The organism is Clostridium sp. TJA032 (assembly GCF_058310275.1).
Window position 1 is genome coordinate 143,073 of sequence record NZ_JBZEFB010000002.1, and the last position, 15,659, is coordinate 158,731.

At 26.0% G+C, this 15,659-nt stretch carries 11 protein-coding genes; 1 reads left to right on the forward strand and 10 read right to left on the reverse strand.

What is annotated here, in order from left to right; genetic code table 11:
• Positions 1-11 precede the first annotated feature (11 nt).
• Positions 12-830 carry an SDR family NAD(P)-dependent oxidoreductase gene (locus AC4FRL_RS07790; RefSeq protein WP_491139657.1) on the reverse strand — a complete coding sequence of 273 codons (819 nt, stop codon included), beginning with the start codon at positions 828-830 and terminating at the stop codon, positions 12-14.
• A 359-nt stretch (positions 831-1,189) separates the two neighbouring features.
• Here AC4FRL_RS07790 and AC4FRL_RS07795 point away from each other — a divergent pair, with 359 nt between their 5' ends.
• Positions 1,190-2,065 (forward strand): polysaccharide deacetylase family protein, encoded by an 876-nt coding sequence (locus AC4FRL_RS07795; protein ID WP_491139658.1) that lies wholly within the window; start codon positions 1,190-1,192, stop codon positions 2,063-2,065.
• A 68-nt stretch (positions 2,066-2,133) separates the two neighbouring features.
• Here the strand turns inward: AC4FRL_RS07795 and AC4FRL_RS07800 are convergent, their stop codons facing one another.
• From AC4FRL_RS07800 to rlmD, 9 genes are all read right to left on the reverse strand, one after another.
• On the reverse strand, positions 2,134-2,532 hold the full coding sequence (locus AC4FRL_RS07800) for a phage holin family protein (protein ID WP_491139659.1): 399 nt from the start codon (positions 2,530-2,532) through the stop codon (positions 2,134-2,136).
• Positions 2,533-2,644: 112 nt separating this feature from the next.
• A complete protein-coding gene (locus AC4FRL_RS07805; protein WP_491139660.1) occupies positions 2,645-3,670 on the reverse strand; it encodes a GH25 family lysozyme in 1,026 nt (341 codons plus the stop codon).
• A 326-nt stretch (positions 3,671-3,996) separates the two neighbouring features.
• Entirely contained in the window at positions 3,997-5,775 is a 1,779-nt protein-coding gene (locus tag AC4FRL_RS07810) for an ABC transporter ATP-binding protein (RefSeq protein ID WP_491139661.1), read from the reverse strand.
• A complete protein-coding gene (locus AC4FRL_RS07815; RefSeq protein WP_491139662.1) occupies positions 5,768-7,501 on the reverse strand; it encodes an ABC transporter ATP-binding protein in 1,734 nt (577 codons plus the stop codon). The genes AC4FRL_RS07810 and AC4FRL_RS07815 overlap by 8 nt, the downstream gene beginning before the upstream one ends.
• Positions 7,502-7,818: 317 nt before the next feature.
• Positions 7,819-9,612 (reverse strand): oleate hydratase, encoded by a 1,794-nt coding sequence (locus AC4FRL_RS07820; RefSeq protein WP_491139663.1) that lies wholly within the window; start codon positions 9,610-9,612, stop codon positions 7,819-7,821.
• 331 nt (positions 9,613-9,943) lie between these two features.
• Entirely contained in the window at positions 9,944-10,525 is a 582-nt protein-coding gene (locus tag AC4FRL_RS07825; protein ID WP_491139664.1) for a TetR/AcrR family transcriptional regulator, read from the reverse strand.
• Between the two features lie 208 nt (positions 10,526-10,733).
• Positions 10,734-12,677 carry a GmrSD restriction endonuclease domain-containing protein gene (locus tag AC4FRL_RS07830; protein WP_491139665.1) on the reverse strand — a complete coding sequence of 648 codons (1,944 nt, stop codon included), beginning with the start codon at positions 12,675-12,677 and terminating at the stop codon, positions 10,734-10,736.
• Positions 12,670-13,989 (reverse strand): DUF262 domain-containing protein, encoded by a 1,320-nt coding sequence (locus AC4FRL_RS07835; protein ID WP_491139666.1) that lies wholly within the window; start codon positions 13,987-13,989, stop codon positions 12,670-12,672. The genes AC4FRL_RS07830 and AC4FRL_RS07835 overlap by 8 nt, the downstream gene beginning before the upstream one ends.
• A gap of 298 nt (positions 13,990-14,287) precedes the next feature.
• On the reverse strand, positions 14,288-15,655 hold the full coding sequence (gene rlmD / locus AC4FRL_RS07840) for a 23S rRNA (uracil(1939)-C(5))-methyltransferase RlmD (protein WP_491139667.1): 1,368 nt from the start codon (positions 15,653-15,655) through the stop codon (positions 14,288-14,290).
• Between the last annotated feature and the right edge of the window lie 4 nt (positions 15,656-15,659).

Consider the following 15,659-nt stretch of genomic DNA (forward strand, 5'->3'; position numbering starts at 1 on the left):
ATTTTTATATTTTAATATGCTGTAAATCCACCATCTACTGGCATAAATATTCCTGTTATATTGCTTGCTTCTTCTGAAGCTAAGAATAATATTGCATTTGAAACCTCTTCTGGTTTTGCAACTCTCTTTTGAGGTGAATCAACTTTTCCTGATACGATTCCTTCATCATCTTTAACTCCAGCTTTTTTAGCAGCTTCTCTCTTGTTCTTTAAGAACTCTAAAGCTTCATAGTACATTGGAGTTTCAGTTGTTCCTGGGTTTACTGCATTTACTCTTATTCCATATTTAGCATAGTCTAAAGCCATATTTCTAGTTAATCCATTTAAACCATGTTTAGAAGTTACATAAGCACAGTGTCCTGGGAATCCTGTTAAACCAGCTACTGATGAAATGTTAACAATAGCTCCACCTCTATTTTGTTTAATCATTTCTCTTATTCCATAGTGTGAGCAATAGAATGCTATCATTATGTTACAATCTAAAACATTTCTAAACATTTCTTCACTCATTTCATGTACTGGTGCAGGTGTTCCTGTAATACCTGCATTATTTATTAATATGTCTAAAGCACCAAATTTTTCAATAGCAGTATCTATAACTTTTTTACAAACATCTCTATCTTTTAAATCACCTATTATAAATTCAACATCAGGTGTTATTTCTTTTATTTCTTTTAAAGTTTCTTTACTCATTTCTTCTTTTCTATCAGCTAAAACTAATTTAGCACCTTCTTTAGCAGCTCTTATAGCAGCAGCTTTTCCTATACCACCAGCAGCTCCTGTTATAACCATTACTTTGTCTTTAAATCTATCTTTTATTATTTCACACATAAATTTCTATTATAAAATATACGAAATATTTTATAATATTTTCACCTCCATTTTCTATTAATCCCCTAGGTTATTAAGTAATATATACCTTTAAAAAACCTATGTCAACACCTTAAAAATACATTATTTACTGAATATTCAGCAAATTTCAACAAAATATTTGCCATAGTGCATATCTTTTTTAATAAGTTAATATTAAAATTCTCACATATGAGAATATTTATTAAATTTATACAAATAATAAATTTTTAATATTTATTTTTTAGAGGACAATATTCGCAAAATAACACCCTAAAATTTACCTTTAATGATATAATAAGTTACTGTAAGTAAATTTTAATTTATAAGGAGAATACAATATGAAACTTTTAAGAAACAAAAGATTTTTAATAGGACTTACCCTTACTCTTGTAATAAGTTCCTCTTTTATAGGATGTAATACTAAAAATGAAAAGAATTTAGAAAAAGAAAAGGTTACCGTAGATAATAGTACTGAAAAATCTAATATTAATTCTACAGAATCTGAAAAAAATAAAGATAGATTTGAAGGAATAAAAACTACTACTAAGGATATAAATATTCCTGTTTTATGCTATCATGATGTAACACCAAATAATCCAGATAATAATGAACTTTTAGTAAATCCTCAAAAATTTAAAGAGCAACTTAAATACTTAAAAGATAATAATTACACACCTATAACTTTAGATGAACTTTATGATTATTTAAAAAATAAAAAACCAATACCAGAAAAACCTGTAGTAATAACTATAGATGATGGCTATGAAGGAAATTACGATTATGCTTATCCTATACTAAAAGAATTTAATTTCCCAGCTACTATTTTTGTAATATCAAATTATGTAGGTGCAAAGGATTATATGACAGCTGATGAATTAAAGGAAATGTCTGATAATGGTATAGAAATAGAAAGCCATACTTTTAAACATGATGATTTATCTACCTTAGATGAAAATAAACAAATAGAAACCTTTAAAAGTTCAAAGGAAAACTTAGAAAAAATAACTGGTAAACCTGTTGATTTTGTGGCATATCCTTTTGGAAGATATAATGATGAAACAAGAATAGCTGCTGAAAAGGCTGGATATAAACTAGGCTTTAATTTAAGTGGTGATTTTGCTGATAGAAAAGATAACGATTTTAATATAGACAGAATTTATGTTAGTAACAATGATTCTATAGAAAAATTTGAAAGTAGATTAAAAGGAAATTAAAAATAAATTAGGTAGCTTTTAAGCTACCTAATACAATTTACACATAAAAATTTTAAATTATTTTAAAGCTATTCTTTTTTATCTAATTGTTTTAAAGCCTGTCTTAAAAATTCTGGTATAGGTACTCCTAATTCTGCACAATTTTCTAATATGCTTATTCCCTCATTAGATATATAAAAATAGGCTATTAAAGTCCTAAACATCCATGTTCCATTTTCTAAAAGTCTATCTAACATTACTGCAACCAAAAGTACAACTAAAATTAAACCTTTTTTAGTTATTCCTCTTAATCCAGCCTTTGAACACAATTGATTGCTTTTACCACTTTTTAATACGCCAGTTAAATAATCTAAAAAAATAAATACTAATAAAGTTATTATTGGCATATCCCAAGCACCAAATATCCAAGTGAATAAGGTTCCTAGGAATACAACCCCTAACTTAATACCAACTATTATACTCTCCATAAGAACAATACTCCTTAAATCTATTAATAAATTTTCTATAAATATATACTCTTAATACTTCTTTTCTATTCTTTAAAATATAAATAAATTTATAAAACAAGGGAATATTATCCTATATTTTTTCAACAAACTTTGATTGAACAAATCCACTTTTTCCTTCTTTATTTGTTATTCTATACCATCCTAAATATCTAGAATCTACCCAATCTATTCTAAAAACCTCTCCATTTTCTAAAAATGCAACTATATTAGATTGTATATTTGCTTTTTCATACACATTTAATATATCTTTTACATTCTTAGTTGTTGCCTCTTGAAATTTTCTTACATATTTCTCACTTACATATCCTATAATATTTTTATACTCAATAAGACACCAGATTGAACCCTCTTTATATTTTTTTATAATAAATTCTCCTTTAGCGGGTATTCTTCCTATAATCTTTGAATTTAAACTTGCTTTTTCTCTTATATTTAAATATGTGGATACTCCTTTTGTTGTACCATTATAAAGTTTAAATTTAATTTTTCCATCTAATATTTCACTTTTAAGTTCATTTAAATCACAAAAACCTGATACTCCTAAAACCTTTCCTCTACTTGAATATTGAAATCCAATCCACCTATCCCAAATTTTATTATCTTTAGGCTTTTTAACTCCATATTCAGCAATCCAAAGAGGATATATCCCTAATCTTTTATCTAAATTATTATTAGCAAAACTTGTATATGTGTAAACAACAACTTCTCTTCCACTTAATCTTTTAACTTCTTCTAAAAAATCAATACATAAATTAGTTAATTCATAAGGACTTTTACCATCTGATACTTCAATATCTAAGGCTAATTTCCCCTCATATTCAGTAGCACCTATATAATTTAAATAATCTATAAAATATTTTGCTTGCTTTTTAGCTCCTTTATTTGGTTTAAAAAAATGATAAAATCCTATTTTAAATCCTTCCTTTTTTGCTCTTTCATAATTTTGCTTAGCATATGAATCTCTAAAGTAATCACCCTCTGTAGCCTTTATATAAACTATCTGAAAACCTTGACTTTTAACTTTTTTAAAATCTATATCTCTTTGCCAATTTGAAACATCAATACCTTTTAAATTTTTACTATTTCTTTCTTCCATAAATATCCTTCCTCTTTTGTATATTTTTATATTACATTTTATGCAATCTATATATTAAAGCTACATAACGTTTAATTTTATTTTTTTAAATTGACTTTTAAATTTATATTAATTTTTTTTAAAAAATTATTTGACTTTATAATAAAAAAACCTTAAAATAATTTTATACAATTTAATTTTAACAAATCAATTATAAAAATCCCCTAATATATACTTAAGATTGGATTTAATCCAAAACTTAAATAATATTAATTAAAAAACACAATAATTCATTAAATACTTAAAAAGAGCAATCTAATTTAGATTGCTCCTTTTGTAATATTAAATTATTTTTCTTTATTTACAAATTGACTATTATAAAGACTTTCATAATAGCCACCTTTTTTTATTAATTCTTCATGGGTTCCCTGTTCAATTATATTTCCATCATTCATTACTAATATTAAATCAGCATTTCTGATTGTAGAAAGTCTATGTGCTATAACAAAACTAGTTCTATTTTTCATTATATTTTTCATAGCTTTTTGAATTAAAATTTCAAGTCTAGTATCAACTGAACTTGTAGCTTCATCTAAGATTAATATAGTTGGATTTTTCAAAATCGCCCTAGCTATAGTTAAAAGTTGTTTTTCTCCTTGAGATACATTTGATGCTTCTTCATTTAGAACCATATTATACCCTTCTGGTAAGGTTTTTATAAAGTGATGAACATTAGCAATCTTAGCGGCTTCAATTACTTCTTCTTTAGTAGCATCAAATCTACCATACCTAATATTATCATAGATTGTTCCCTTAAATAGCCATGTATCTTGAAGAACCATTCCAAATAAACTTCTTAAATCTTCACGCTTCATCTCTCTAATGTCTACTCCATCTATTTTAATTGAGCCCTCTTTAACATCATAAAATCTCATCAAAAGATTTATAAGAGTAGTCTTTCCAGCTCCTGTCTTACCAACAATAGCAACCATTTGACCACTTTTAACATCTAAACTTAAATCTTTTATAAGATTTTTATCCTCATTGTATGAAAATTTAACATGCTCAAAACTAACATTTCCCTTTGGCTCTTTTATTTTTATAGAATTTTCTAAATCTTTTACTTCTTCCTTCTCCTCTAAAAATTCAAAAACTCTATTAGCTGCTGCAAAGGCTGATTGTATAGCTGAAGATAATTGGGTTACTTGAGATAAGGGTTGGTTTATTTGCCATATATAACGTACAAAGGCTTGAAGATTACCAACAGTTATTACACCCCTTATAGACATTATTGCACCTAAAACTCCTATTATAGCTATCCCTAGATAAGTAATAAGGCTTATTAAAGGAGACATTATGCTAGATATAAACTGTGCTTTAAAACCTGTTTCTCTTAATTCCTCATTTACCTTTATAAACTCCTTTAAAGAATCTTCTTCCTTTCCATATAACTTTAATTCATTAAAGCCTGTATACATTTCTTGAACTTTTCCATTAAGATTTCCTAAAGCTTTTTGTTGATTATTAAATAACCTTTGAGATTTAGATACTATTATTTTTGTAATTAAAATACTTAAAGGAATTATTAATGTTGCAATTAATGCTAATTTAAAATTTATAGAATACATCATTATTAAAGCTAACCCTACAGATAAAAAAGCATTTATTACTTGAACAAAACTCTGTTGTAATGCATTAGAAATAGTATCTACATCATTAGTAATTCTACTTAAAACATCTCCATAACTATTAGAATCAAAGTATTTTATAGGAAGTCTATTTATCTTTTTTTCAACCTCACTTCTAAGGTTTCTCATAGTATTTTGAATTGCATTAGTTAATAAAAAACTAGATATAATATTAGATAAAGTTCCAAGGGTATATACCATAAATAGTACTACTAATACCTTTAAGATATAATTAAAATTAACTGTAGCGCCAGTAACTCCCTTTATAATTTCTTCAAAGTCTTTAGTTAATTGAGTTATTATCAACCCTTCTGTTACTGGAGCTATAGCTGCAAAGATAGCAGAAAAAATTATAAATAAAATTGCACCTAAAAAAGACCACTTATATCTAAAAACAAAGGGAGAAATCTTTTTTAATACTAATTTTAAATTATTCATCTTTTAATTCCTCCTCTGTAAGTTGTGATGTAGCTATTTCATAATATATAGGACAATTTTTTATTAATTCTTTATGTGTACCAGCTCCAACAACTTCTCCTTCATTTAACACTATAATTTTGTTAGCATCCATTATAGAACTTATTCTCTGGGCAACAATTAATACAATAGAATCTCTTGTTTCTTCCTTTAATTCTTTTCTTAAAATAGCATCTGTTTTAAAATCTAAAGCTGAGAAACTATCATCAAAAATATATATATCTGGTTTTCTAACTACTGCCCTAGCTATCGAAAGTCTTTGCTTTTGCCCTCCTGAAACATTTGAACCACCTTCTGTTATAATTTCATCAAACTTCTTAGGCTTATTTGAAATAAATTCATAAGCTTGTGCTATTTTAGCTGACTCTTCAACTTCTTTATCTTTAGCATCTTTTTTCCCAAATTTTATATTACTAGATATACTTCCTGTAAATAAAAGAGTTTTTTGTGGAATAAATCCTATCTTTTCTCTCAAATATTTTAAATCATAATCTCTTACATCTACTCCATCTATTTTTATGCTTCCCTTAGTAACATCATAAAACCTTGGTATTAAATTTATAAGTGTACTTTTGCCACTTCCTGTACTTCCTATAAAAGCAATAACTTCTCCTCTTTCTCCCTTAAAAGATACATCTTTAATAACAGGTTCTTCCCCATTTGGATAGGTAAAAGATACATTTTCAAACTCTATAGTACCTTTATTTTCAACCTTTTTAACTCCATTTTTAGGATTTTTTATTATAGGCTCTGTATTTAATACTTCCCTAATTCTATTTGCAGATACTTGTGCTTTTGGGTACATTACAAAAACCATAGAAAATAACATTATTGAAAACATTGCATGAAATAAATATTCAATAAAAGCCACTAACTGACCAACTTGAAGAGTTTTATCACTTATCATATTACTAGATACTAAAAATATAACTATAATCGCTATATTAAGTAGAAAAAAGAAAAGAGGTTGAGCTACTCCCATAAGCTTATTTAATTTTTTAGCAATTCTAGCATAAGAATTATTTGTTTTATTAAATCTTTCTTCCTCATATTTTTCATTGCCAAAGGCTCTTATGACTCTTATTCCTGTTAAATTTTCTCTAGATATTCTATTTAATTTATCTAAATTTTTTTGTAATTTTTCAGATAAAGGCTCTGAAATTTTAGCAATAATTATAACACCAATTATAATTAAAGGAATAACAAAGGCTAATATTAGTGAAAGAGAAAGACTTGTTTTTAATATCATAAATAAACTTATAATAAACATAATAGGAGTTATTAAAGCTAACCTTAAAAGAGTATTAGTAAACTGTAAAATAACAAAGGGGTCATTTGTAGTTCTTGTTATCATAGAAGATACTCCAAAGTTATTATATTCTGTATGAGAAAACTCTTGAGCCTTTTTAAATATATCATTTCTTATATCTCTAGTTATTCCTGTTGATATTTTTGAAGAACAATACCCAAGTAAAATAGTTCCCATAACACCTATAATAGATATAACAACTATTAAAATTCCCATACTCTTAATGTAATTTATATCTTCTCTTATTATTCCTATATCTATAATCTTAGCCATAATTGTTGGTATTCCTAGTTCTACTAAAGCAAAACCAAAAACAGATATAAAATTTAGAATAAGCAATCCTTTATAGTTTTTTAAATAACTAAGTATTAGTTTCATAATTATAATTCACTTCCTTTCTTTTAAAACTCATTTAATTACTAATTATACCAAATTTAATCACTTATGCTAAATATCATTTTAAGGCTTATCCCTTTAATCTAAAGCTAAATATGCTTTATTAAATATAATATACAAAGCTTTTAATATATATTAATTTTCAAAATTTTATTCTCTCCAAAAAACAAAAAAATAAAATAGATAAGCTAAATTAGATTTTATTTAAATCCCTTAGCTTAATCTATTTTATTCTAAGAAAAATTTATACTATTTAAAATTTAAGTAATATAATCTAGGTATTAAAGTATTTATAGTATTTAAATTAATCCATACTCTTTTAACATTTTTTCTATATCAGTTCCAGATATTTGTTTCATTAATTTTTTCTTTAATAAGAAAGGTATATGAATATCTGGTTTTTCACCATCTAATAAAGCTACCATTGCATTTAATAAATAACGAATATCATATCTTGAAGCAAATACTTCAGGTACACCTTTTTCAACTCCAGTTAAAACATAAACGGCTTCCATAGCTGTACGTCCTGAATATTCTATAGTAAATACAGTATCTCTTCCTGGGTCATCTAAAGTTTCTGCAAATTGACCAAGGAATGCAAAGTTAACTGAATGTTTTGGAACAACATAAGGTCTATCACCAAATTCACGAGGCATAAATTGTGATGTTATAAATGGCATCATTACAGGTACTGCTGTACAAGATTTTGAAAGTTCTTCAATTTCATCAGTAGGAACTCCTATATGGAATAGCCACTCTTTAGTAATTTCCTTACCTGTACAATCTCTCATAGGCTTTTTAATGTAATCTCCATTTACATCTGTAAATAATCCATATACCCAAACAACTATATCTTTCTTTGGTTGTCCATAATATTGCTCTTGACGGTTTATAGTCCAGCTCATAAGCCATGAAGAGTCCATAGCTGTTACTATACCACCTGTTACTGTTCTTCCACCATAAGGAGAACGTTTAGTTATTTTTTCAATATATCTTGGTACACGCTCATCATGACAAGTTATTGTACAAGACTCCCAATTTGACTTTTCTGTGTCGGTACAGAACTTATCTGGATGTCCAAACTCGTCAGATTGTTTTGCTATATTTCTCCATAATTCCCAACAACCTTTAGGTTCTTTGTTAAATGGTGCAGGAGTATTATCATCACCATATCCAGAACCCTCTGTCATTGAACCATTTGTTATGAATACTAAATCCTCTTCTGTTAAATCTACAGATATGTCATTTCCATATTTATCTTTTGCTATTATTTTTTTAGCTACTTTTTTATTTTCAGTTATTTCAATTTCAACATTTTCAACATGAACACCATATTCAAATTTAGCTCCATGGTCTTTTAAATACTTAACCATTGGCTTAACAAAAGATGTAAATTGGTCATGTCTTGAAAATTGTAGTGCTGAAAGAGTTGGTAGTCCTCCAACATGGTGTATGAATCTATTCATATATAATTTCATCTCTAAAGCACTATGCCAGTTTTCAAAGGCAAACATTGTTCTCCATAAAGTCCAGAAATCTGTACTTAAAAGTTCTTGAGAAAATACTTCTTCTATAGTTTTATTTTGAAGTTCTTCATCAGGTATAAGAACAAATTCTGCTAATTCCTTAGCTAAGTCTTGTCCTAAATTAAACTTCGCATCATCATATCTTTCTCCATTATTATGAGTTATACGACAATTACTATAGTTTGGATCATCATAGTTTGTATAGAATAAATGATCTAAAACTGTCATGTTTGGGTCTTCTGTAGAAGGTAATGAGCTAAATAGTCCCCATAAAACTTCAAAGTGATGTCCAAGTTCACGACCTCCACGAGCAACATACCCTATATTTTGAATATATTCTCCATCTAATGAACCACCTGGTATTTCTAACTGTTCAAAAAATGTTATTTTGCTTCCATCCATATGTGCATCTCTAATTAAGAAACATCCTGCAGCTAAAGCGCCTATTCCTGTTCCTATTAAATAAGCCTTTTTATCATCAATTCCATAAGGCTTTCTAGCATGAACTAATGCATGATAGCTTCCGTTTGTTAATGTAAGTCTTTCATCATGTGTTTTAAGTTTCATTAAAATCCCCTTCTTTCTTAAAACTATGTATAATGTCTTAAAAGAAATATTATCACCTTAAATTACCCTTTTTATAACTTTAAACTTCTTTAAATTAAAAATTTTAATACTAAGGCTAAATAGATTTAATTTCCTTTTATTCTATAATATAACCTTTTATATTATCTTTCATTAGATAAATAATTATAGTGTTAAAAGTTATAACACATACATGAAAATGACTAAAATTTAGTTATATAATAATATTTGTCTAAATAAATAATAAAGTTATTTTAAAATCGCTTTTTTCTTTTAAATCAATTAATTTTCTTATATAAAATTTACTGTTTTATCAATTATTTTTTTCCATATTTTCTAATTTTTCACTTCTTTCAAGAGATAATTTTATATTCCCATCAAATAATTTTCCTATCCTTCTTATTATTTCTTCTGGGTCCTCTTTCATCCCTGAAGAAATCCATCTAATAACCATTTCCGTAAGAGCACATTGATAAAATACAGCTATTAACTTCATATCATATTCTGAAGCCTTTATCCCTTGACTTACTTTATTTACATACCTCTCCATCATATTTCCAGAAACACTATATATGTAATTTACTAATTCTTCTCTTTGCATTGAATTATAAATATTATATATTAATTTTTTATTTCCTAATGCAAATCTTGTAGCAAGAACAAAACTTTCTTCCCATGACATAGTATCATTATATTCACTTATAATACTCTTAAGCTCTGTCTGAAAAATTTCAGATAAAAGAGCATATATATCTGAATAATAATAATAAAAAGTATTTCTATTAATTCCACAAGAATTAGCTATATCCTTTACAGTTATTTTATTTAAAGGTTTTTCATTTAACAGTTCTATAAATACGCTACGTATAAGTTTCTTAGTATATTGCTGGGCCAAATGAATCTCCCCCTTTGTTTTTTTATTAATAAATTATACCATTAACTTTATATATTTTTATTTAACTTATATAAATTATTATAAAGAAATTATATCAAATTTCTCTCTTACTAATGTTACTATTTATAAAATAAGTATTTAATAATAAAAAATACTCTTTAAAGACCTTATAAAAAGTTCTTTAAAGAGTATTTTGATTTTATATTAATTACTTCTCAAAATAATAACAAGCTTTATATAGCTTATCAATCATTTTATATTCATGTTCTTTACATTTTGCATCTTTCCAATATAAGCTAGCATTTTTTCCCTCTCCCTCTTCAGTAAGTTCACTCATTATCCTTAACTTTATACTTCCTTTTGATATCATTTCTTTAAAAGTGCTCTTCTTTGCTTCAGGAGACATATTAGAAAATTTTGAATTAATATTCCTCTGAATAATACATAGATTTCCAAAGCAATCTATTCCTTGAGACCATGGTTCAAAGGTTCCTTCTGATGGATTTTGCGGATACCAATGCTCTATAGAATTTCTAAATTCAAATGTAAAATTATCATATTTTTTAGAATCAGATTTCCATAATAAAAAATCTAAATAATTAAATACAATATGAGGTGTACTTACTCCCATTTTATAAACTCCATCTTTACACTTCTCAAAAAATTGTTTACGTACTGAATTCTTAGCTATTTCTTCAATAATATTTGTAAAAATAGACAAATCCTCTCTAAAAACTTTAGCATAATTATCTTTAGATAACCAAATTAATATCTGTGTTATCCAATGCATTGCTTTTGGTGATGTATAAGAAACTCTTAATGCAGACTGAAGCATTATATTTATCTTATTACGCTCATTACTCTTCTTTTCTTTATTATGTTCTCCTTTACAAACAAACTCTGTGTTTCTATAATAAGGCTTCTTCTTTGACTGTTGTCCTGAAACATGAAGTGATTTTATACTCCATTCTCCATCAATACTATCATTTGAATACTCTCTTTTTAAAATATACTTATCAAATAAATACCTTGTTCTTAAAAGGCATAAGATAAAATCCTTTGAAAAATCCTCTTTATTATCATTAATTCTACCTTCTCTATTAATTCCATGTGAAATAACTTTCACAAAGCTATCTATAAGCTTTTTATCATCAAGTAATTCCTCTATAAGTTTTAAATTCTTATTTTCGTGTAAAATATCTTTAATTGATATATAAACTTTCAAGGTATGTATAAGAAAATAAGGAAAATCAATAATACTATGAAATCTTATTTTTAAATCATTATTTAAATAAATATTATCTATAGTTACCGAAAAATTAACATTAATAATTTCATCAATAGTATATCCCTCATTATTTGATAAATTTAATTCTAAATTTTCTTTATAACTTATCCAATCACCTAAAGGCATACAATCCCAAGTACTTCCAAAAAATTCTTCACGAATTTCATTTCTTTTACTCATAAAGTGCATTTGAACATAACCTGTCATATCACTACAGGCCTCCCAAATTATTGAAAATATTTCTCTATCTTTATCACATTTAAGATAACTCATAAGAGTTGCTTTAAGAATATCATGTTGTTCAAGCTGTTCGCCACGAGTATTCATTATTTCAAAATAACGGTTAAGGTCAGTATTTTTAGGAACTTCTATACGATAAATAACTACCTTAGCAAGCTTTTTACAAAATTCATCTTTATTAAAATTTCTCCTCTTTATTTCTTGCATGATTATTTTTATACCATTTTCAATACTGTTCTCAATTCGTTCTATATCAATATTACTATAATCATTATTTATTAATTTCTTAATATTTAAAAGAGTATAATTTGATTTTTCTCTACAATCAAACTTTAAAGATTCTTTAACTTCATATCCTAAACAATTTAATAAAATATATAGAGATGTTAATCTTTGTTGTCCATCTACAACCTCAAATTTATTATCTTTTCTAGATATAATTAAAGAACCAATATAATAATTTTCATCATTAGAAATATCTTTAATATCCTCTATAAGATTAATAATATCTTTATATTCCCAAGCATATGCTCTTTGATAAAGAGGAATACTATATTCAATATTAGTATCGAATATATTACCTTTATCTTCTAAAACATGTAATTCATTAACTAAATCACTCATTTTCCTCCTCCAACAGTCCATTCATAACCTTTAACCTATTATATAAATAATTCCACTTTTCATTATTTGCCTTATCTGGATTTCTCTTGACCTTTATTTGTAAACTTGAAATATCCTTGTGAATACGAGCTAAACTTATCTTTGAAAACATTTCTAATGAATTTGTATATCTTGAATTTTCATTATTACCAATAGCATATTTATTTACACTATCAAAGCCTAAATTCTCCATATCAACACGAAGCATAAAAGCCCATGTAAATAATTTTTTTACTGCCATTTCATCAAAATTATTAAACTTATCGTAATAACAAAGTAGTGCACAATAAAATAAATTTTTTGTATATTTAAAGCCAACTGAACCATACTTTATAGCTTCCATTTCTTTTACAGTATATACCTTTTTACCATTGCAAAGTATAAATTTTATATGAGAAAAAGAAGAATTATTTAAAATTTCTGTTTTTATATCATTTAATAAATATAAGTAGTAATCTACCATTTCAAAAAAAGCCTTACCAGAAATAAAAGGTTCATTAATCTGAAAGCAAGGCATAGATTTAATAGTTCGTTTAGCATATGAATAAGTTGATGATTCAGATACTCCCTTATATATATCTATATCTTTTACAGTAAATTCTCTGCTCCTTACTCCTCTTGACCAATTCCATATTGGAAATAAAAATAAATTAAATAAATCTCTTATCTCAGAATTCCTCTTTAACTCCCAATTATTAACTGCTCTTTTCATTTCATATGGATACTTTTTCATTTCTCTTAAATGATATGCTTTTAAAATATCATGTGGCTCTAATGCCTTACCTCTTGTATTCTGAGAGTCAAAAAGTTGAAAAGCCTCTGATATATTTCTAACACTAAGAACAACTACTTCTAATATATTTTCAAAAGCATTAATAAAACTTACTTTATCTTCATCACTTTTTATAGAAAACCACTCTCTAATAAACATATAATTATTATGTATATTCGCTTGAGTAAACTTATTTATAAATTTTTTCTTTAATAAAGGCATTTTAAAAAAAGGGTCAATACATTTCCTTATTAAAGCTAATGAAATAATACGTTGTTGACCATCGACTACATCAAATTCTTCTAAATTATTTTTATGGAAAATAATTGTCCCAATACGATATTTATATTTATTGTTATATTTTTTTGAATCATCAATAGCTATACTAATATCCTCAAGTAATTCCTTAATGTTTTGTACTGTCCATTTATATGGCCTTTGATAACTAGGAATATTAATTTTCATTTGTAACAAGTCATTTATACTTTTTATCTCGGCCATAATAAACCTCCTATATCTTAAAAAAATTTTAATTTATCCAATTTAATCTAAAATTTTTTTTATTTTAATCTTTTATTATTTTAAATTTACTAAAATAATATGTAATAAATTTATGTTAAATTGTAAATCAAATAATTAATACTTTCAACATACCAATTGTAAAATTAATTATTAATTAAAACTTAAATAAACTTAATTAAATAAAAAAATAAAAACTTTGAAGACATAATTTTAAGCATTCAAAGTTTTTATTATATATTCTAAATTAAAACAATTTATTTTTCTTTATTATAAATATTTATCTTTTTACTAGCAATGCAACATTTTCTATATGTGCAGTATTTGGAAACATATCAACAGGCTGAACTTCTATAGTTTTATATCCATTATCTTCTAATATTCTTAAATCTCTTCCTAATGTACTTGGATCACAACTTACATATACTATTTTTTTAGGATTTATATTTGTTATAGAATCTAATAATTTTTTATCACACCCTTTTCTTGGTGGGTCTACTACTACAACATCAGCTTTTACTCCCTCATTTATTAAATTTGGAATTACAACCTCAGATTCGCCAACAAAAAACTCTACATTTTCCACATTATTTTCTTTTGCATTAAGCCAAGCATTCTCTATAGCCTGTGGTATTATTTCTACTCCATATACCTTTTTTGCCTTTTGAGATAAAAATAATGTTATTGTGCCAGTTCCACAATATGCATCAAAAACTTCTTCCTTTCCTGAAAGATTTGCATATTCTAAAGCTTTGCTATATAAAACCTCTGTTTGAATTGGATTTACTTGAAAAAATGATAATGGAGATATATTAAATTTAAAATCTCCTATGTAATCTGATATTGTATCCTCTCCCCATAAAGTTTTATTATCTAATCCTAATATTACATTAGTTTTCTTTTGATTTATGTTTTGTATAATGCTTTTTATTCCCTTAACATTTTTAACTATTAAATCTATAAATTCCTCTTTATGTGGAAGCTTTTCTCCATTTGTAACTAAAACAACCATAACTTCATTAGTAGTAAAACCTCTTCTTATCATTATGTGTCTTACTATTCCCTTTTCATCATATTGTCCCTCTACATTATAAGGTCTTATATTAAATTTCTCTATCCACTCCCTAGTAAGCTTAACAACCTTATCTCCTATTTCATCTTGAATTAAACAAGATTCCATATCAATAATGTCATGACTTCTTTGAGCAAAAAAACCAATTTTAACCTCTCCATTTATTAAACCTATTGGCAACTGAACTTTATTTCTATACCTCCAAGGATTTTTCATTCCTAAAGGATATTTAACAATACTAGAATCTATTTTACCTATTTTACTAACACAGTCTTTAACTCTCTCCCATTTAAAATCTAACTGTGCTTTATAAGATGCATGTTGAAGTTTACATCCACCACATCTTTTATAAATTGCACAAGGAGGAGTAACTCTTTCTTTTGAAGCTTCTATTACCTCCATAAGTTTTCCGTAAGCAAAATTTTTATTAACCTTTACTATTTTTACTCTAACCTTTTCGCCTTTTAAAGCACCTTCAATAAAAATAGGATATTTATTATCTATTTTAGCTATTCCTTCTCCCTCATAACCTTGAGAGATTATATCAAAAATATATTCTTTATTCTTTTCAACCATTAAC

Coding starts and splice junctions, on each gene's coding strand:
- AC4FRL_RS07790 (WP_491139657.1), bottom strand. CDS start 830: ATGTGTGAAATAATAAAAGATAGATTTAAAGACAAAGTAATGGTTATA.
- AC4FRL_RS07795 (WP_491139658.1), top strand. CDS start 1,190: ATGAAACTTTTAAGAAACAAAAGATTTTTAATAGGACTTACCCTTACT.
- AC4FRL_RS07800 (WP_491139659.1), bottom strand. CDS start 2,532: ATGGAGAGTATAATAGTTGGTATTAAGTTAGGGGTTGTATTCCTAGGA.
- AC4FRL_RS07805 (WP_491139660.1), bottom strand. CDS start 3,670: ATGGAAGAAAGAAATAGTAAAAATTTAAAAGGTATTGATGTTTCAAAT.
- AC4FRL_RS07810 (WP_491139661.1), bottom strand. CDS start 5,775: ATGAATAATTTAAAATTAGTATTAAAAAAGATTTCTCCCTTTGTTTTT.
- AC4FRL_RS07815 (WP_491139662.1), bottom strand. CDS start 7,501: ATGAAACTAATACTTAGTTATTTAAAAAACTATAAAGGATTGCTTATT.
- AC4FRL_RS07820 (WP_491139663.1), bottom strand. CDS start 9,612: ATGAAACTTAAAACACATGATGAAAGACTTACATTAACAAACGGAAGC.
- AC4FRL_RS07830 (WP_491139665.1), bottom strand. CDS start 12,677: ATGAGTGATTTAGTTAATGAATTACATGTTTTAGAAGATAAAGGTAAT.
- AC4FRL_RS07835 (WP_491139666.1), bottom strand. CDS start 13,989: ATGGCCGAGATAAAAAGTATAAATGACTTGTTACAAATGAAAATTAAT.
- rlmD (WP_491139667.1), bottom strand. CDS start 15,655: ATGGTTGAAAAGAATAAAGAATATATTTTTGATATAATCTCTCAAGGT.